Here is an 18960-nt window from a genome sequence, read left to right as displayed (position 1 = left end):
CTGTGGGAGCAAGCTCGCTCCCACGCAGAACCCGGCCTCAATTTCCTTATCCCACGCCGCCCGACCGGCGCCAATTGCTTTCCCGCCCCCGCCTCTGACACAATCGCGAACAATTCTCGTTACTTAAAACATCGGTGATGCTCCGTGTCGTCAGTCCCTAGCCCCCACAGTGATCTGGTTGGTGCGTTATACCGTGACCATCGTGGTTGGCTATTGGCCTGGCTGCGACGCAACGTGGCGTGTTCGCAACGGGCCGAGGACCTGAGCCAGGACACCTTTGTGCGCTTGCTGGGTCGCGAAGAGCTGAAGGCGCCCCGCGAACCGCGGGCGTTTCTGGTGGCCATCGCCAAGGGCCTGTTGTTCGATTATTTCCGTCGAGCGGCATTGGAGCAGGCCTACCTCACCGAACTGATGCTGATTCCCGAGGCCGAGCAGCCCTCGGTGGAAGAACAGCAAATCATTCTCGAAGACCTCAAGGCCATCGATCGCCTGCTTGGCAAACTGTCGAGCAAGGCCCGCGCAGCCTTCCTCTATAACCGCCTCGACGGCCTCGGCCACGCCGAAATCGCCGAGCGCCTGGGGGTTTCGGTGCCGCGCGTACGGCAGTATCTCGCCCAAGGCATCCGCCAGTGCTACATCGCACTTTATGGTGAGCCGACATGAGTCAGGCCCATGCCAAACCGGTCTCGGCCAGCGTGCTGGATGCCGCCATTGCCTGGCAGCTGTCCCTGGACTCGAGCAGCGCCCAGGAACGTGAAGCCTTCGCCCAATGGCATGCCGCCGACGAAGAACACGCCCGGGCCTGGCGACAGCTGGGCATGCTTGACCAACGCTTCAGTGTGGCCAACGGGCCGGCGCGCGCCGCGTTGCTGCAATCGCGGGTGAGCATTCGTCGCCGGATACGCAAGGTCGGCAGCGGCCTGGCCAGCGTTATCGCGGCCATCGGCCTGGCGCTGTTTGCCGGCGATCGTTACCTGCCGCTGGATTACTGGCTGGCCGATCAGCGCACCGCGACAGGCGAACAGCGCACCCTGCGCCTGGACGACGGCACGCTGATCAACCTCAACACCCACAGTGCCCTGGACGTGCGTTTCGATGACAAGCAGCGCCGCATCGTCCTGCAGGAAGGCGAGATCCTGGTGGAAACCGGTCACGACGACCCGCGTCCGTTCATCGTCGAGACCCGTGAAGGCCGCCTGCGCGCCTTGGGCACACGATTCCTGGTCAAGCGTGAAGACGAAGGCACGCGTCTGAGCGTGTTGAAATCCGCTGTGGCGGCGCATCCCCAGGCCACGGACCAGGAACAGATCCTGCGCGAAGGCCAACAGGTGCTGATGCGCCGTGACAGCCTCGGGCCGACCCTCGCCTTGAACCCCGGCGCCGATGCCTGGACCCGCGGCATGCTGGTGGTGGATAACGCGCGTCTTGAAGATTTGGTCCATGAGCTGGGGCGCTATCGTCGCGGCTACCTGGGTGTGGAGCCGCAAGTGGCGGATTTACGCATCACCGGCAGTTTCCCGCTACACGACACCGACCTGGCCTTGACCGCCCTGCTGCCGACCTTGCCGGTGCAGGTCGAGCATCACACGCGGTGGTGGGTGGTGGTGGGCCCCCGGGCTAAAGCCAAGCCCTGAATGGCTTTGTGGTGAAGAGAATGGCCTCATCGCGAGCAAGCTCGCGATGAGGCCATCACTGATACAAAGCCACTACCCGCAAAACGAATCTAAATTATTTTCATCCAGCCCTATCACTTTTCAATTTTCATCCGGCACCCAGGCAATTGAGAAATATTTCCATTCAGGAGCCGCCGTATGTCCCGCCCGCTAGACACCCTGTTGCGCCCCAGCCTGTTGGCAATCGCCATCGCCTTCGCCACTCCCTTCGCCAGCGGCCCGCTGCTGGCCGCCGAACAGGCCTCGAGCGTGCACACCTACAACCTGCCTGCCGCGCCACTGGCCAGCACCTTGAACCAGATCGCCAGCCAGGCTGGCCTCGCCCTGAGCCTGAATCCGTCTTTGGCCTCGGGCAAGACCTCGGCCCCGGTCCAGGGCCAGTTCGACGCCACCGGCGCATTGCGCCAGGCCTTGCGCGGCACCGGCCTGCAACTGGAACAAAGCAGCGCTGGCACCTACAGCCTGGTGGCTGTACCTGAAGGCGTCATGGCCTTGCCGGAAACCAGTGTGATCGGTGCCGGCCTCAGCGAAACCGCGTGGGGCCCGACCGAGGGCTACGTCGCCACCCGCACTGCCGCCGGCACCAAGACGGATACGCCGATTGTCGAACTGCCGCGCTCAGTCTCCGTGGTCACGCGCCAGCAGATGGAAGACCGTTCGGTCCTCAACCTCAATGACGCCCTGCGCTACACCGCCGGTGTGCAGAGCAGCGGCTACGGCTCGGATTCGCGCAACGACTGGCTGTTGGTCCGTGGCTTCATCCCGACCCAATTCCTCGATGGCCTGCCGCTGCCCAAGGGCAACTACATCACGCCGAAAATCGAGCCCTGGAACCTGGAGCGCATCGCCGTGCTGCGCGGCCCGGCGTCTTCGGTCTACGGCCAGACGCCACCTGGCGGCATGCTGGACATGGTCAGCCGTCGCCCGCAAGCCGAGAGCAGCCATGAAGTCGAATTGCAGGCCGGCAGCTACGAACACAAGCAGATCAATTTCGACAGCACCGGCAAGGTCGATGACGAAGGCCAGTTCCTCTACCGGCTCAGCGGCACCGTACGTGACAGCAATTCCCAGGTCGATCACATCCCGGACAAGCGCTACAACCTCGCGCCGAGCCTGACCTGGAACATCAACGACGACACCCGCCTGACCTTCCTGTCCCAGTACACCCGCGACGACACCGGCATCACCGGGCAGTTCTTGCCGTTGCAAGGCACCAAGCTGTCTTCGCCAGCGGGCAAGATTTCCCACCACAAGAACCTCGGCGATCCGGATTGGGAATTCTACGACCGTACCTACTACGCGCTGGGCTACAACTTCGAACATCGCCTGAACGACACCTGGCAGTTCCGCCAGAATTTGCGTTATACCAAGAGTGATCTGGAGTCCCAAGGCATCACCGCGGGAACATTTCCTCCTGATCAAGCAGTAAGCCCCGACGGTACAGTCAAGCGCAGCGCCGGGATTGTTGACGAAGACATCAGCCAGTTCGCCGTCGACAACAACTTCCAGGCCGACTTCCAAACGGCAAGCCTGAGCCACACCTTGCTGCTAGGCCTGGATCACCAGCGCTCCAACAGCAATTCGCGTTGGCTGTGGGGTTCCACTGGTGTTCCCGACAGCAATATCCATAACCCGATCTACGGACAGGACTTTTCCAACGTTCAGTATTTCACCATGTACGACTACAACCAGAAGACCCAGCAAACCGGTCTCTACGTCCAGGACCAGATCGCCCTGGACAACTGGCGCCTGACCCTCGGTGGTCGTGAGGACTGGATCCACACCGGCACCGAGTTCCACAATCAGGCCGGTGCGACCAACACCCAGCGCGACAAGAAATTCAGCGGCAACGCGGCGCTGAGTTACGTCTTCGATAATGGGGTGACGCCGTACATTTCCTTTGCCCAGTCCTTCCAAGCTGCGGCCGGCACCAACGTCAACAGCACCGATGCATTCAAACCGACCGAAGGCGAACAGTACGAAGCCGGCATCAAGTACCAGCCGCCCGGCACCAAAACCCTGCTGACGGCGGCGGTGTTCGACCTGACCCAGCAGAACAACTCCGTCACTGAAAACAACATCACCCGCCAAGTGGGTGAAGTACGAGTACGCGGCCTGGAACTGGAGGCGTCCGGTGACGTGACCGACAGCCTCAAGCTGATCGGCTCATACACCTACAACGACAGCGAAATCACCAAAGGCACCGTGGCTGAAGAAGGCAAGCGCATGACCCAGGTGCCGCGTCACCAGGCCACAGCCTGGGCCGATTACACCTGGCACAACGGCCCGCTGGACGGTTTCGGTGTCGGCGCGGGTGTGCGTTATGTCGGCGACACCTATGGCAACACCACCAACACCGATTGGGGCCACGTCGGCTCCTATACCGTGTATGACGCGTCGGCCCATTACGACCTGGGGCGCCTGAACAACTCGCTCAAAGGGGTATCGGTGGCGGTGGACGCAAAAAACGTCTTCAACAAGGACTACCTGTCCACTTGTGACGGTTCCTACTGCTACTACGGCGACCAACGCAACGTCGTCGCCAGCGTGAATTACAAATGGTAAACGGTTAGCATTTGCAAAACCTTTTGAGGGCACGCCGCTGAGTGCAATGTTACTCGTCGAAGTGAATGGATCCGTGGCGAGGGAGCTTGCTCCCGCTTGAGTGCGCAGCGCTCATCCAAGAGGGGCTGCTGCGCAGCCCAGCGGGAGCAAGCTCCCTCGCCACAATGGATTAGCGCCTTGAGTCAATAGTGTGCTCGCCGCAAGCGGCCTTTTTGCATTTGGAACCATCATGAAAAGCAAAACCATCCGCCGCTGGTCCTTTGTCCACACCTGGACCAGCCTGATCTGTACGGTGTTCCTGCTGATGCTGGCAATCACCGGGCTGCCGTTGATTTTCCACCATGAAATCGAACATCTGCTGGGCGACGCCCCCGAGTTCCGGGAGATGCCGGCCGACACGCCACACCTGGACCTCCAGCAATTGGTGGAAAAGGCCAAGGCCCATCGTCCGGGTGAAGTGGTCCAGTATTTTGGCTGGGACGAGGACGAGCCCAACGGCATCTTCACCATCATGGCGCCGACACCGGACACCGAGCCCAATTCCTCCCATACCTTCATGCTCGATGCGCGCACCGGCGAGGCCCTGGAAATGCCCTCGGCCAACGGCGGTTTCATGATGGTCATGTTGCGCCTGCACGTGGATATGTTCGCGGGTTTGCCGGGCAAGTTGCTGCTGGCGTTCATGGGGCTGTTGTTCGTGATCGCCATCGTTTCCGGCGTGGTCCTGTACCTGCCGTTCATGCGCCGGTTGAAGTTCGCCACGGTGCGCCAGGACAAATCCACGCGCCTGCGCTGGCTCGACCTGCACAACCTGATCGGCGTGGTCACGCTGGTCTGGGCGCTCACCGTTGGCGTCACCGGCGTGATTGCCGCGTGCGCCGACCTGATCATCGCCGCCTGGCGCAACGACAGCCTCAGCACCATGGTCGAACCCTATCGCAACGCCCCGCCACTGACGCAATTGGCTCCGGCTACCCGCTTGCTCGACATCGCCAAGGAAGTCGCGCCGGGCATGGAACCGAGCTTCATTGCCTTCCCCGGCACATTGTTTTCCAGCCAACACCACTACGGCGTGTTCATGAAAGGCGGCACCCACCTGACCTCGCACTTGCTGACGCCGGTATTGATCGACGCCAGCACCCTGGAGGTCACCGCCGTGGCCGAGCGGCCGTGGTACATGGACGTCATGAGCCTGTCCCTGCCACTGCACTTCGGCGATTACGGTGGCCGGCCGATGCAAATCTTCTGGGCCACCCTCGACGTGCTCACCATCATCGTCCTCGGCAGCGGCGTCTACCTGTGGCTGGTGCGGCGTAAAGCGGCCAAGCGCGCAGCCGTCGGCACGGAGGTCGTCTCGTGAGGCCTCGGCAGTCGAGTTTCTGGAAGGTGTTTGGTATTCCCGTGGTGATTGGCGTACTGAGCGCAGCAGGGTTGTTTTCGGCGCTGCTGGGCGATGGGATGTGGGATGCAGTGGCCTGGGTGGGCCTGGGGGTTCCGACGGTGCTGGGGACCTGGGGATTGCTCAAGCGCGGATAAGCTCAGCCGGACGCGGCCACTCGCCAGCCGCACCGGAACTGTCTAGGCTAAGTCCTGCCCGCCAATCGAGGAGACTTTGCATGTCCACCCCCAGCATGAGGCTGTTCCACAACCCCGCTTCGCCTTTCGTTCGCAAGGTCCTGGTGCTGCTGCACGAAACCGGTCAGCAGGATCGCGTGGCATTGCAGCTCAGCCAGCTCACGCCGGTCAAACCGGATCGGGCGCTCATCGATGACAACCCGTTGAGCAAGATCCCGGCCCTGCGCCTGGCCAACGGCAGTGTCATCCACGACAGCCGGGTCATTCTCGATTACCTCGACCACCAGCACGTCGGCAACCCGCTGATCCCCCGCGAGGGTGCGGCCCGCTGGCGGCGCCTGACCCTGGCCTCCCTGGCCGACGGGATCATGGATGCGGCGGTGATGATCCGTTACGAAACCGCGCTACGCCCGGCGGAAAAGCACTGGGACGAATGGCTCGAGGCGCAACGGGACAAGATTCGCCGCGCCTTGGGCATGCTCGAAGCCGAGGCGATTGCCGAACTGGCCTGCCACTTCGACGTGGCCTCCATCAGCGTGGCGTGTGCCTTGGGCTACCTGGACCTGCGCCATCCCGACCTTGAATGGCGTAGGGCCCATCCACAACTGGCGGCGTGGTTTGCCGAGGTCAGTTTGCGGCCATCAATGCTTGAAACAGTGCCCCGGGTCTAACGCTGCACAAGCTGTGCCGGCCTCATCGCGAGCAGGCTCGCTCCCACATAGAGTCGTGTTGCACCTTGTGGGAACGAGCCTGCTCGCGATGGCAGCGCACCGGATCCAGCGGGAACAACCCGGCAATGCGCATCACCAACACTTCGCGCACTCGCTGATCCTCACGCAACCCGAGCGACCGGCTCATTTCACCTCTCCCAGATCAAAGCTCATCGCCGCCGCCGGCTTCGCGCCAACCCCGTACCAGTCCAGCTTGCGGGTCAGCACCATGAACACCCCCAGCAGGCCGAACAGCAACAGCGAACCCATCAACAACGCGTAGTCCTCTGCGCTCAACAAGCCGTAGAGCAAACCGTACAAGCCCGCCAGCCCCGCCGAAAATCCCAGGCCATGGCTGACGCTGCGCAGCACATGGCAGACATAGAAGCCGATCAGCAATACACAGGCACTGGCCGACGCCAGGTAGGCCAAGGCGAAGCCAATGTGCTCCGACAATGACAGCAGCAACAGGTAAAAGAACGCCAGCGCCACACCCACCAAGGCGTACTGCACCGGATGCACCGCCAGGCTCTTGAGCACTTCGAAAAGGAAGAAGCCGGCGAAGGTCAGGGCGACGAACAGCAACGCATATTTGATCGCCCGGTCGCTCTTGAGGTACTGGTCCACCGGGTCGATGAAACTCACACCGAAGGCCCGGCTGCGGAACGCTTCACAACTGTCGCTTGGTTCGCAGGCTTGCAGTGTTTCCAGAAGGTTGGTGGAGAAAAACGACGTCTGCCAGTCGGCACTGAAACCCTGCTCATTGATCTCGCGATTGGTGGGCAGGTAGTTGCCAATGAAGCTGGGATGTGGCCAGTCGGCCGACAGGTGCACCTTGGTGGATTTGCCCACTGGCAGAATCTGGAACTCGCCGGTGCCTTGCAGGCGCAGGTCAAAACCGAAGGTCAGCTCAGGGCCGCCCTGGGCGGTGATCATTGGCAGCGGCACATGCACACCCTGCCCCAGCCAGCCGAGCCGCGAGCCAGGCAGGAAGTCGACGGTCTGTTGGTTCAGCGTCAGCGTCAGCGCATTCTCGATGCCGCGAATATCGCTGATGCCGACGCTCAGGTATGGCTCGTCGAAGCGGTAGTCGGCAAAGTCCTTGGCAGCGACACCGTAGCGCTCAGGCACCTTGAAGCGGCCATCGATCCGGTTATCGGCATGGAATAAACGCGCTTCGTAGATGCCCCGGGCACGGGTTTCGGTGCGGACCTGGCCGTCGAGTTCAAACTGCTCCGGTAAAAAATACAACTCACCTGCTCGCTCGACGGTTTCCAGGAAACGCACGCCGGTCTTCTCGTTGGTATTCCAGACCTTCACGCTCTTGCGAAACGGCACCACGATCATCGGCCCGATCAGTTGCTGGTTGTAGCTGGAGCTGCGGGCGATGTCCTGCAGCACACCGTCACGCAGTTCCTGGCGCTCATCAATGAGCCCGTTGATCATCAACAACGGGACCATCAACAAGAGAATCAATAGGGCGATCATGCCCAGTTTTATGGCGAGACTGCGGTTCATGTGGGGCTCTCCCTGTTCGAATGAGGGAGAGTCTGGAGTGGCTGTGTGCTGGGCTTATGGAGCGATTGTGGAGATTGTGTGGAGACTGCCATCGTCGTGCTGGGCGCGAACGCCGGCCTCCGCCACATCCACGACCTGGAAAGCTTCGCGCAGGGAATCCTCCATCAGCTGCCAGGCCTCCTCGGCCGACTCGTCCGGCCCCAGGTGGGTGAACATGTGGTCGCAGCCTTCAAACATTCGCAACCGCACTGGCACGCCGGCCTGACGCAACTTTTCGGCGTAGGCCTCGCCCTCGCCACGCAAGATATCGTACTGCGCGGTGATCACCGTGGCCGCCGGCATCCCCACCAGCGAATCGACCGGCGACAGCAAGGGCGACGCCAACGGATCGAGCGCCTGCGCCGGATCGCTCAGGTAACAGCGCATGAAGAAGCGCATCAGGCCGACACCGAGCAAGGGACGGGCAACGGTGGAGGTCTTCAGCGCTGGGTCTTGGGCCAGGTCCAGCGCCGCATAATCGATCAATTGATGCACCACCTTCAGTCTTCGATGCCCCCGCGCCAGGCCCGCCACCACCGCGGCCAGATTACCGCCGGCGCTATGACCACCGACGGCGATCCGCTGGGGATCGATACCCAACGCTTCGGCCTGGCCCGCCAACCACTCCAGTACCGCAAAGCATTGCCGCGGCGCTGCGGGAAAGACCTGCTCTGGCGCCAGCGCATAGTCCAGGTTGACCACCAGGCAATTCAGGTTGTGGGCCAGTCGACGGCAATAGCTATCGTCATGTTCGGGCGTTCCGGCGACAAAACCACCCCCGTGGAAATTCAGATACACCGGCAGCGTCGTCGATACCTGGGAATGGGGCCAGTAGAACAACGCCCGCGCGGGTCCCCATGGGGTTGCAATGGTTTGTTCGGCCACGGCGCGCAACGGAAACCGCGCGGGGTCATAGGTGAACTTCGCCTTCATTCGCTTGGCGAAGGCGCGCAGCAACTTGGCCTGCAATTTTTGCCAGAGGCTTACCATGCTCATGCTCCCGGTTGTGTAGCCACGAATAGGACCAACGAACCGAAAGCCATCTCGCCGTAAGGCAGGGCGTGCTGACAGGTCTAGTTATTGTTCGTCAGTGCTGAGCGAAAACTAAACCTAAAAAATGATTATGTAAATTAACCAATAACAAAATTAATCAAATTCCCCTCAGGGCAACCGCAACACCACCTCCACCCCATCCTCGACATTGCCAATCCTGAATTCCCCCCCATGCAACTGCACCACCTCCTCCACAAAATTGAGCCCCAGGCCGGTGCTCTTGCGGCCGCTGTCCGGGCGCGGCAAGGAGTAGAAACGCTCGCTCAGGCGCGGCAGGGCGTAGTCGGGAATCGGTTCGGCCTGATTGAACAAGCGGATCTCGACCTGGTTGTCGATTCGTTCGGCGCTGATGCGCAGCAATCCATGGGCGGGAGTAAAGTCCAGGGCGTTTTCCAGCAGATTACCCAGGGCCTGGCGCAACAGAAATGTCTCACCCGTTAGGGTCAGGTCGGCGGCAATACGTTGCTCGACCTTTAGCTGACGACTTTCGATCCAACCACCGCGCGCTTCCAGCAACTCATCCAGCAAAGCCACCAGCGGCACAGCGACCACGTCCTCCAACCCCTGTCGTTGCTCGATCTGGGCCAGGTTGAGCAAGCGTTCGATCAACTGCTGCATGCGCACGCTTTCACTCTCGATGTTGCTGACGAAACGCTGGTGCTGGGCCGCCGGCATATCACTTTGCAGCAGTTCGGCAGCGCCGCGGATCGCCGCCAGCGGGCTCTTGAGCTCGTGGGTCAGGGTGTGCACGTAACGCTCGACGTAGGCCTTGCCTTCGAGTTGGGTGCGCATGTGCTCCACCGCCCCCGCCAGTTGCTCGAACTCGCCGCCGCGATAATGCGGCACTTCCACCCGGCGTCCCTGGCTGACCGCCTGGGCGTAGCTCGTCAAACGCCGCAATGCTGCGCTGAGCCACCATGACAACAAAGCCCCCAGCAGCAGACCGAGCACGATCAGCCCGGCGCCGTAGGCCAGCAGGCGCCGCTCCGTGCGGTCGACATAGGGCTGCAGCGAACTGTTGGGCTTGGCCACGGTGACGACACCGATGATGCGGCCGTTATCGCGGATCGGCGCGCCGACATGCATCACCGAAGACGTTGGATCATCGGCAACGCTGCGAGTCGAACGGGCGCCGTAGTGGCCGCGCAGGGTCAGGTAAACGTCGTTCCAGCGCGAATAATCCTGGCCCACCGCCACGCCACTGGAGTCGAGCACCACGATGCCCTTGGCATCGGTGACATAGATGCGATGGCTGACCTGGTTTTTCGGCAAGCCCCAGATCGTCGCCGCTGGCTGGCGCTCGCCGTAGGCCTTGAGCAGCTGCGGCCAACGATTCTGGTTGAGGGTGCCGGCCTTGAAATCGTCCCGCAGGATCTCGGCCATCAGGTTGGCCGTGTCCACCAGGGTTTCTTCGGTGGACTGGCGCACGCCGGGGCGGATTTCTTCCATGACCGTATTGAGCACGAAATACCCGGTCAAACCGATAAACAGCACATAGACCAGGAAAATCCGGATCCCCAGCGACATCAGCTGTGCCCCGGACTGTAGCTGTAACCCAGGCCGCGATGGGTCTGGATCGGTTCGGCTTCGGCCCTCACCAGGCGCAACTTGGCGCGCACGCTCTTGATATGGCTGTCGATGCTGCGCTCATAGCCGGCATCACTGGCCACGCCCAGGGCGTCGAGCAATTGTTCGCGGCTGAAGACCCGTTCGGGCTGTTCCAACAGACAGTTCAGCAGGCGAAATTCGTGACGCGTGAGGTTCAGCGGTTTGCCGCGATAGTTGATCTGCACCCGGTCGCTGTCCACCTGGAACAACGCTGTGCTTGAGTCCGCCGCCGGTCGCGGCGCCACGCGCTTGAGAATCGCCCGAACCCGGGCCGCCACTTCGCGGGGGCTGAAGGGCTTGACCACATAATCGTCGGCACCGATCTCCAGGCCCACGACCCGGTCGATCTCGCCATCCCGGGCTGTCAGAAAGATGACCGGAACGTCGCTGAAACGTCTGAGATTTTTACACGTCTCGAATCCGCTGATATCCGGCAGGCCCACATCGAGGATGATCAGGTCGGCCGGGGTGTTCTTCTGGTGATCGAGGGCGGCGGCGCCAAGGCTCAGCCACGTGGTGTCGAACCCCTCCCCTTGCAGGGCAAACACCAGCGTATCGGCGATGGCGGCTTCGTCTTCGACAATCAGGATATGAGGCATGGCTTGCGAGCCCGGCAATAAAGTTGCCGGAACGGTGCCCCAAGGCTTGGGGCACGTCAATCAGGGAAATCAGCAGTCCGGCTTATCCGCCGTAAACCGCCGCGCCGGATTCACCGCCGCGCCAAACTCGCGCAATGCCTTGGCACCAATCAACAACGGGTAGTTGAAACTGCTGCGGTCGGTCAGGTTGACCTCCACGGTGCGCTTGACGTTACCCAGGCACAGCTCCAGATCCACCACCGGGCGCTTGGTCGGCGCAATTTTTTCGTCGTCGTCCTCGTCTTCTTCAGAGCGGGTCTTGATCTTGCTGATGCGCGCGATCTTGTGCTCGTAGAGTTTATTGCTCGCACCTTTGGTCGCCAGGCGGAAGCGCACCCAGTCATCACCGTCGCGGGTGAACGTTTCGATGTCCTTGGCCGACAGCGAGGCGGTCAACGCGCCAGTGTCCATCTTGGCCTTGAGCACTTCACCACCGATTTCCGGCAGCGCGATGTATTCGTAGCGCCCGTACAGGGTCGGCTCGGCGGCCAGCACTGGAAGGGCCACCAGGGTAAGCAGGGCTAGAACTGATTTCATGTAGTCAGGGCTTCCATTGTGGGAGTGGGGTTTTAGACCGTTGCTGATGAATTCGTTCGGTTAAACATCCCTGTGGCGAGGGAGCTTGCTCCCGCTCGACTGCGCAGCAGTCGCAAAATCGACCCGATCATGGCCACTATGGGGGGCCGCTTCGCAGCCCAGCGGGAGCAAGCTCCCTCGCCACAAAAGCCCATCCAGTTTAGCCAAGCCCAAGTGAAACTTTCGTCCACGCCGATTTGGCCTGCCGCCGGAAGCTGCTTATCATGGCCTGCCCACCCGCTTGCAAGAGTCATGTATGCGCCGCCTGCTCACCGGCTGTTTCGTCACGCTGCTGTTGTTACTCAACACCCTGGTGCTGTTCGGGCCGCTGATGGTGTTCGCCGTGCTCAAACTGATCCTGCCCGGACGCTTTCGCGACTACGCCTCGTGGGCGGTGATGTGGATCGCCGAGACCTGGGCCGAAATCGACAAGCTGATCTTCGCCCTGTGCATCCCCACCCGCTGGGACATCCGCGGCGGCGGTAACTTGCGTCGCGACACCTCTTACCTGGTGATCAGCAATCACCAATCCTGGGTCGACATCCCCGCCCTGGTCCAGACCCTCAACCGGCGCACGCCATTCTTCAAGTTCTTCCTCAAGAAGGAACTGATCTGGGTGCCGTTCCTGGGGCTGGCCTGGTGGGCGTTGGACTACCCGTTCATGAAACGCTACACCAAAGCCTTCCTGGCCAAGAACCCGGAACTGGCCGGCAAGGACCTGGAAATCACCAAGGCCGCCTGCGAGCTGTTCAAGCGCCAGCCGGTCACCGTGGTCAACTACCTCGAAGGCACGCGCTTCACCGCTGCCAAAAGCCAACAGCAACAGTCACCCTTCACCCACCTGCTCAAACCCAAGGCCGGTGGCGTGGCGTTCGTACTGGCGGCGATGGGTGAACAACTCGATGCCGTACTGGACGTGACAGTGGTGTATCCGCAGGAACGGATTCCCGGGTTCTGGGATTTGATCAGCGGCGCAGTGCCCCGGGTCATCATCGACATCCAGACCCGCGAGCTGGACCCGGCGCTGTGGCAAGGGGATTACGAGAACGACCCGGTGTTTCGCCAGCATGTGCAGGATTGGGTTAACCAGCTGTGGACTGAGAAGGATCGGCGGATTGCGGCGTTGCGTAGCGAAACAATGGATTCCTAACAGTTCTGATAGTAGGCAGCGGCGGGGAAACCTTCGATGCTGGTGGTCCGGATTTTTGGACCCTTGCATGGAGCCCGGTGCATGCCTACTGCCCCTCGCGAAATCGTATTGTGCCGGTACCACTACGACCCGCTCGATCGCCTGACCGATTGTGCGCCCTCCGCCGAGGCCCGCACCCAGCGTTTTTATTGCAAGAGCCGATTGGCGACCGAAATACAGGGAGCGGTGCAACACAGCGTCTTTCAACACGACGACCAACTGTTGGCGCAACTACGGCGCGAGGATGCAAGGGGCGACACCACGCTGCTGGCGACCGATCAACAGCGTTCGGTATTGAACGCCCTCGATGCGACCCGACCGCATCCTCTCGCCTATACGCCTTACGGCCACCGCCCGGCGGAAAACGGCTTGCTCAGTTTGCTTGGGTTTAACGGCGAACGGCCCGGATCCGGTGACGGGGCATTATTTGTTGGGGCATGGGTATCGGGCGTTCAATCCGGTGTTGATGCGGTTTAATAGCCCGGACAGTTTGAGTCCGTTTGGGGAGGGTGGGGTGAATGCGTATGCGTATTGCGCAGGGGATCCGGTAAACAAAAGCGACCCTAATGGGCATTTAGCGCAATCGATCATTAATAAAACGCTGATTTGGATGCGCAACGCCCGAGCACGTGTAGCACTTCGAGCCACAAAGAGCCCAGGGAACCCTACGTTCGGTTGGAACACCGAAGAAAGATATGTAACGGACTCCATATCACGGCATAGTTCATCATCCTCAATAAGTTCAATAGATACGAGAGAGGCCATATCACCAACTTCTTCACCTATCTCTCCACGCCGCGCCTCCGCAATCTCGTCCACGCGCGAGAATAGTGGCAGTGGGCGTCGACGCCGTTTCGGCGTTATCTATGACCCAAATGACACTGCAGTAGTTGAGCTGCGAAATAGACCGGAAGCGGTGGCGCATGGGAACCAAATGGATGCTGCATCTTCGACCTCCAGCCACAACCCTGACGCAGGCCTCCAACGCGATCCTCCTTCTTTCGGGTTAGCAACTACTGGTTTACCAAACTATGAGGAAGCACTGGATGCCGCACAGCAGGCAAGAGCTCCAAGAACAAGAGAGAGAACTGAAGAGCTGCGGATGCGAGGACAAGTATTAAGGCGATCATAAGCCAAGCTATGTCACGAAATAATATACAAGGCTTGAAGACTGCATCCCGCAAGCATGGCACTTGACTTTCCGGGACCAAACAATCTGGTTTCACTGGCTTGTGCCATGCGGTGTTTGACATTACCTTTCGTACATCTAATTCCAAATCAACATAAAAACTGTCATCCCTGACAGATTCTGGTACCCCCTGTGGCGGGTTTTCGAAGTCGCTACCCTCATCACCCCCCCGCACCGCTCCCGCAAATACCCCCAAGTTCTGCAACAGCGAACCGGCAACACCCTGCTGACCAAGGTACTGCAGAATAATCGGAGCAAACTGCCCGATCATGTCGCTGTCCATGCCCAGCGCGCTGAAGGCGTTGTTCAAATCATTGGTGTCCTTGACGTTACCAGCAACCCGTCGAGTAACGCGTTTTTGTCCGACCCGCCACCGAGCAAACCGCCCAGGCCATTGAGCCCGCCGATGGCACTGTTACCAGCAATCTGATCAAGACCCGGCACGCTTTTGCCCAACTCGGAAAACTGCGGCGCGCTGAGCTGGTTTTTCGCCAGACCGAGCATCGCACCGGCCCCGCCCACGGCCTGTTCCGGCGTGATCTTGAGTTCCGAGCCCAGGGTGTTGAGCAGCCCGGCGGCTTTCGGCGCGGCGGCAATGGCGCCTTCGCCCTGCCCGCCTTGATTGCCCTGCATCGCCGACACACATTGGCCACATCACTGAGACTGAACAGCGCGAAGGCCGGGCTGACGGCCAGCGTCAGCAGGCAAGACAGAGCAAAACCGCGTGAAACCTTCATCCCGAACGTCATCGGAACCCTGAAAAAACCGCCCCATCTGTTAATCCTTCAGACGTTTCCGCTTTTCATGAAGTTTTGAGTTAATTATCGCCAAAGGTTAACAGTCAAGAACCAACTAATTCCAAATCAACATAAACAACTGTCAGCATTGACAGTAGCCCTCACCAAGCACAGCCGCAAACATGTCGCCGGGACACATTGTGGAGGCAAGCCCATGAGAAACTTAATGACTGATGGCGGCGCAGGAATTTGCTTACTGATAATCGGCCATGTTCATGCCGCAGAAGTCACCTGTCCGGCTACAACACTCATCCATGGCACCACTGAAACAGTAGAAATTCAGGATGATCGCGAATGGCAGAGCCAAGACCTTGGACAGGAGGCCAATCCAGCGGTGCAGCAATTCAACGGTGCTGAGTTCGCGGTCCATGAACCCGACGAAGATGAACAGGTGCCGAGGAGAGTGATCATTAGCTGCAATTACGGCGAGAACAACCTCACGCTGGATTATCTTGACGTCCAGGAGCCGGCGTCCTTGCCCTGGTCGGCCAACCATTGCGCCAGTCGGGACACCTACTCCTGCAAGCCGGTGAACGCCGACTATTTCAGCTTGAGGTTTTGATGGTTCCGTGGCGGATTTTCGATGTCGCCACCTTCATCAAACACCCGCCCCCGTACCCCAAATCCCCCCCAGATTCTGCAGCAACGAACCTGCCACGCCCTGTTGGCCGAGGTACTGCAAGATAATCGGGGCAAACTGGCCGATCATGCCGCTGTCCATGCCCAGCGCACTGAAGGCATTGTTCAGGTCGCCGGTGTCCTTGACGTTGCCCAGCAAGCCGTCGAGCAGTGCATTCTTTTCCGACCCGCCCCCGAGCAAACCGCCCAGGCCATTGAGCCCGCCGATGGCGCTGTTCCCAGCGATCTGATCCAGGCCCGGAACACTTTTGCTCAACTCGGAAAACTGCGGTTCGCTGAGTTGGTTCTTCGCCAGCCCCAGCATCGCACCGGCACCGCCGATGGCCTGTTCCGGCGTGATCTTGAGTTCCGATCCCAAGGTGTTGAGCAACCCGGCGGCTTTCGGCGCGGCAGCCACGGCGCCCTCGCCCTGTTCGCCTTGGTTGCCCTGCATCGCCGACACCACATTGGCTGCATCACTGAGACTGAACTGCGCGAAGGCTGGGCTGGCAGCCAGCGTCAACAAGCAAGACAGAGCAAAACCACGTGAAACCTTCATCCGGGACATCCTCTAGACCATGAAAAAGCCGCTCATCAAGAGCGGCGTAAAGCGAGCGTTGGACTGGAGCGGATGCAGATTGTTCCTAAACGTATTACAGGAATGGCCGATAGCCACTACAGAAAAATCTTCCAAGCCCGTCAGAAGTGTCTGATTCAATGAAAACTGCGCTTTTTCTTATAGCTATAAGTTACCAAACATCCATATACAGTTCTGAATTGACATAAATAACTGCCAACATTGACAGTAGCCCGCCCGACCAAAGCCGTGAATCGTTGATCTGAGCCCTGGAGCCTGGCACATGAGAAAAATACTGGCTGGAGGCGCGGCGTTGCTTTTGCTGATCATCGGCCACGCCCATGCCGGTGAAATAACCTGCCCTGCCGTCACTGACATCCATAAAAACATTGAATCGGTGGAAGATGTTTTTTTCGTCGAGGTACAAGACAACCACGAATGGGAGAGCGAAAGCCTGGTGGACGTGGTCGACCCGGCAACGCTGCAATTCGAAGGCGCCGAGTACGTTATCCATGAAACCGACGAGGACAGACAGGCAGCCACAAAGGCGACCATCACGTGCCGGTACGGGGCCATAAATCTGAATACGGAGGATCAGCAGATCTTGGAACCGGCCTTTTCAGGGTGGGTGAATAATCGCTGCGAAAGCCCGGACACCAAAATGTGCAAGTTAATGGACGCAGACTACTTCAACCTGTTGCTTTGATCGGGAATGGCAACCGCGTCACTGTTCCTGCACAGCATTTCAAGGCGCCCTGCCATCGCCTGCACGGTTACCGTACAGTGCGGCTTTCTCCAGCAGAGTTTGCCTATGAACGTAAAAATCGGCGGCGCGGCCCTCGCCGTCATCCTGACGGGCATGCTCATTGTCCTGGGCGTCAACGAGTACCAGCGTGGCCCGCTGAATCCGGAACTGGCCGACGGCACCAGCGAAGAACAAAAGACCTGGCTGACCATCGAACACCGCATCAAGCGCTCCGCCCCGACGCTTACCGATGTGACCCGCGACCAGCAAACGCTGACGTTGCGCTACCGTCCAAACACCGCCGCGGATGACAGCAACGCCTGGGTTGCGGACCTGCTGCGGGTTGTCGGCCATGGCCTGGCGGCGCTCAACGGCGCACCGGGGGGTAAGCAGTACACGCAAGTGACGGTCAAGGCGCGCCTGCTGGCCGATGATGACGTGGAGCTGGTCTACGACATGCAAGGCTTCGACGCCATCAAGACGCAACAGGATGGCTACGTCACCTTCGCCAGCATGCCCCGTAGCCTGGACTTCAGCGCCGATGCCCTGACCCAGGCGCAAGACTATTGCCAAGGCCCCAGCGCCCGGGGTTTCTACCCTGAATTCTGCGACCGGGTCGAGGCCGCGACTGCACACCAATAACCGGGTGGCGAGGGAGCTTGCTCCCGCTCGAGTGCGAAGCGCTCGCCGCTGGTATCTGAAAAGCAGGGGACTGCTCTCCCTTTGTGGCGAGGGGATTTATCCCCGCTGGGCTGCGCAGCAGCCCTAAAGCCGCGAACTCGATCTTCCTGACGCACCGAGTTGTCTGGTTTGGGGGCCGCTTCGCAGCCCAGGGGGGATAAATCCCCTCACCACAATGGAAGCGGTGTTCCTGCCTGAATACTCACGACCAAAAATCCCACAAATACTTGGGAAATCCCCCGCAACAGCGAGCCTTGCCCAGCCCAATAGGCGATGCCTATAGTTCTTCCCGTCGTCCACATGGCGACTCGGGTTTGGCGACTCGATACACTATGGTCAGAAGCCCTGCTTTTTGGCACGGGCTTTTGCACTCGCAGAATTGCTCAATGGCAGTTGTGCGCGGGAGGCCTTCGGGTCTGCCGGCTTCCATGGTGTCCGGTTCGCCAACCTGCGTACAGCTGCCACCCATTCGTTTGGCGACGAGTGAGTGGCGGCATCATCGAACCCATGGAGATCTACCCAATGAACCGATACATCCCCATCACCGGCGTCGACTGCACCCCCGCCACCCTGCTCATCGACACCCAAGCCCCCCTCGACGTCCTCTACGAAACCGCCGCCTACCGCATCCGTGCCGCCACCCAACTACTGGAAAACATCGCCTTCCGCGAGGAGATCAGTTCCGACGCCGTCGTCCTCCACGACTTCGCCCTGCTCCTGGCGATTCCGTTGCGCGATGGCTGCGACGTGCTGGACGTGATCGGCCGACGATTGCAGGCGCAAGCCCTGGCATGATCGCCTCATGACAGTCATCTGAATATCACTTGCAATCGGTTATTCCCTCTCGGTATTGCCTACTGTCAACTCTGACAGTAGGCAACGATTTGCCCCGATCCTAAGCTCCCGTCGTGTCAACGAAAACAAGGCCATGGGCAACCACGCCTTTATCCATTCGGGCAAGCAGGACAATAAAAATGAACGACCGAATCAAGGGAACCGTTAAATGGTTCAACGATGCAAAGGGCTATGGCTTCATTTCCTGTGGCAAAGGTGGCGAGGAATTGTTCGTTCACTACTCGGCGATATCCGGCGAAGGCTATAAAACCTTGAAGGAGAGGCAAACCGTCTCCTTTGAAATCGAGCAGGGAAGCAAGGGAATGCAGGCCACTAAAGTTACGCCGGAATAATCGGTCCATTCAGGGAGCCAAC

19 protein-coding genes and 2 pseudogenes are annotated in these 18960 nt (G+C 60.0%); 13 read left to right on the top strand and 8 right to left on the bottom strand.

Features of this window, described 5'->3' with window-relative positions; all coding sequences use genetic code 11:
• Window positions 1-144 precede the first annotated feature (144 nt).
• The 6 genes from BLU76_RS03375 to BLU76_RS03350 all read left to right on the top strand — a co-directional run bounded on the left by BLU76_RS03375 (window position 145) and on the right by BLU76_RS03350 (window position 6484).
• Window positions 145-663 (top strand): RNA polymerase sigma factor, encoded by a 519-nt coding sequence (locus BLU76_RS03375; RefSeq protein WP_046064522.1) that lies wholly within the window; start codon window positions 145-147, stop codon window positions 661-663.
• On the top strand, window positions 660-1634 hold the full coding sequence (locus tag BLU76_RS03370; protein WP_092221509.1) for a FecR domain-containing protein: 975 nt from the start codon (window positions 660-662) through the stop codon (window positions 1632-1634). Before BLU76_RS03375 ends, BLU76_RS03370 begins: the two co-directional genes overlap by 4 nt.
• Window positions 1635-1811: 177 nt before the next feature.
• A complete protein-coding gene (locus BLU76_RS03365) occupies window positions 1812-4238 on the top strand; it encodes a TonB-dependent siderophore receptor (RefSeq protein ID WP_092221507.1) in 2427 nt (808 codons plus the stop codon).
• 229 nt (window positions 4239-4467) lie between these two features.
• On the top strand, window positions 4468-5598 hold the full coding sequence (locus BLU76_RS03360; RefSeq protein ID WP_092221505.1) for a PepSY-associated TM helix domain-containing protein: 1131 nt from the start codon (window positions 4468-4470) through the stop codon (window positions 5596-5598).
• Window positions 5595-5774 (top strand): hypothetical protein, encoded by a 180-nt coding sequence (locus BLU76_RS03355; RefSeq protein ID WP_063324064.1) that lies wholly within the window; start codon window positions 5595-5597, stop codon window positions 5772-5774. The genes BLU76_RS03360 and BLU76_RS03355 overlap by 4 nt, the downstream gene beginning before the upstream one ends.
• Window positions 5775-5854: 80 nt before the next feature.
• Window positions 5855-6484, top strand: a complete 630-nt coding sequence (locus tag BLU76_RS03350; protein ID WP_092221503.1) for a glutathione S-transferase — start codon at window positions 5855-5857, stop codon at window positions 6482-6484.
• A 22-nt stretch (window positions 6485-6506) separates the two neighbouring features.
• Here the strand turns inward: BLU76_RS03350 and BLU76_RS31430 are convergent, their stop codons facing one another.
• The 6 genes from BLU76_RS31430 to BLU76_RS03325 form a co-directional block, all read right to left on the bottom strand.
• Entirely contained in the window at window positions 6507-6671 is a 165-nt protein-coding gene (locus tag BLU76_RS31430) for a hypothetical protein (RefSeq protein WP_170862082.1), read from the bottom strand.
• A complete protein-coding gene (gene creD / locus BLU76_RS03345) occupies window positions 6668-8041 on the bottom strand; it encodes a cell envelope integrity protein CreD (protein ID WP_092146341.1) in 1374 nt (457 codons plus the stop codon). The genes BLU76_RS31430 and creD overlap by 4 nt, the downstream gene beginning before the upstream one ends.
• Before the next feature lie 54 nt (window positions 8042-8095).
• Window positions 8096-9070, bottom strand: a complete 975-nt coding sequence (locus BLU76_RS03340; protein WP_092146339.1) for an alpha/beta hydrolase — start codon at window positions 9068-9070, stop codon at window positions 8096-8098.
• A 171-nt stretch (window positions 9071-9241) separates the two neighbouring features.
• Window positions 9242-10660 (bottom strand): two-component system sensor histidine kinase CreC, encoded by a 1419-nt coding sequence (creC, locus tag BLU76_RS03335; protein ID WP_092221501.1) that lies wholly within the window; start codon window positions 10658-10660, stop codon window positions 9242-9244.
• Window positions 10660-11340, bottom strand: a complete 681-nt coding sequence (gene creB / locus BLU76_RS03330; RefSeq protein WP_063324059.1) for a two-component system response regulator CreB — start codon at window positions 11338-11340, stop codon at window positions 10660-10662. Before creB ends, creC begins: the two co-directional genes overlap by 1 nt.
• A 69-nt stretch (window positions 11341-11409) precedes the next feature.
• Window positions 11410-11916, bottom strand: a complete 507-nt coding sequence (locus tag BLU76_RS03325; protein WP_092146335.1) for a retropepsin-like aspartic peptidase RloA2 — start codon at window positions 11914-11916, stop codon at window positions 11410-11412.
• Between the two features lie 295 nt (window positions 11917-12211).
• Here BLU76_RS03325 and BLU76_RS03320 point away from each other — a divergent pair, with 295 nt between their 5' ends.
• Both BLU76_RS03320 and BLU76_RS03315 read left to right on the top strand, forming a co-directional pair.
• Window positions 12212-13105 carry an acyltransferase gene (locus tag BLU76_RS03320; protein ID WP_092221499.1) on the top strand — a complete coding sequence of 298 codons (894 nt, stop codon included), beginning with the start codon at window positions 12212-12214 and terminating at the stop codon, window positions 13103-13105.
• Window positions 13106-13186: 81 nt separating this feature from the next.
• Window positions 13187-13721: pseudogene (locus tag BLU76_RS03315) on the top strand (RHS repeat-associated core domain-containing protein); the annotation flags it as partial.
• A 778-nt stretch (window positions 13722-14499) separates the two neighbouring features.
• On the opposite strand, the pseudogene BLU76_RS03310 reads toward BLU76_RS03315, so the two are convergent.
• Window positions 14500-15070 (bottom strand): annotated as a pseudogene (locus BLU76_RS03310) (DUF2780 domain-containing protein); the annotation flags it as partial.
• Between the two features lie 226 nt (window positions 15071-15296).
• On the opposite strand from BLU76_RS03310, the gene BLU76_RS03305 reads away from it, so the two are divergent.
• On the top strand, window positions 15297-15692 hold the full coding sequence (locus BLU76_RS03305; protein WP_139197655.1) for a DUF3757 domain-containing protein: 396 nt from the start codon (window positions 15297-15299) through the stop codon (window positions 15690-15692).
• A gap of 36 nt (window positions 15693-15728) precedes the next feature.
• On the opposite strand, the gene BLU76_RS03300 is transcribed toward BLU76_RS03305, so the two are convergent.
• The gene (locus BLU76_RS03300) at window positions 15729-16307 is read right to left on the bottom strand and encodes a DUF2780 domain-containing protein (protein WP_092221497.1); all 579 of its coding nucleotides are present in this window, start codon (window positions 16305-16307) and stop codon (window positions 15729-15731) included.
• Between the two features lie 301 nt (window positions 16308-16608).
• On the opposite strand from BLU76_RS03300, the gene BLU76_RS03295 reads away from it, so the two are divergent.
• The 4 genes from BLU76_RS03295 (at window position 16609) to BLU76_RS03280 (ending at window position 18938) form a co-directional block, all read left to right on the top strand.
• Window positions 16609-17031: a DUF3757 domain-containing protein gene (locus tag BLU76_RS03295; RefSeq protein ID WP_092221495.1), complete on the top strand. Its 423-nt coding sequence runs from the start codon at window positions 16609-16611 to the stop codon at window positions 17029-17031.
• 105 nt (window positions 17032-17136) lie between these two features.
• Window positions 17137-17712: a hypothetical protein gene (locus BLU76_RS03290; RefSeq protein WP_170867264.1), complete on the top strand. Its 576-nt coding sequence runs from the start codon at window positions 17137-17139 to the stop codon at window positions 17710-17712.
• A gap of 561 nt (window positions 17713-18273) precedes the next feature.
• Window positions 18274-18546: a hypothetical protein gene (locus BLU76_RS03285; RefSeq protein WP_092146325.1), complete on the top strand. Its 273-nt coding sequence runs from the start codon at window positions 18274-18276 to the stop codon at window positions 18544-18546.
• 179 nt (window positions 18547-18725) lie between these two features.
• Window positions 18726-18938 (top strand): cold-shock protein, encoded by a 213-nt coding sequence (locus tag BLU76_RS03280; RefSeq protein WP_063324053.1) that lies wholly within the window; start codon window positions 18726-18728, stop codon window positions 18936-18938.
• Window positions 18939-18960 lie beyond the last annotated feature (22 nt).

This window comes from Pseudomonas sp. NFACC08-1 (assembly GCF_900106735.1).
In the GTDB taxonomy this organism is placed as follows: domain Bacteria; phylum Pseudomonadota; class Gammaproteobacteria; order Pseudomonadales; family Pseudomonadaceae; genus Aquipseudomonas; species Aquipseudomonas fluorescens_Q.
This window is presented reverse-complemented; position numbering and strand designations above follow the sequence as displayed.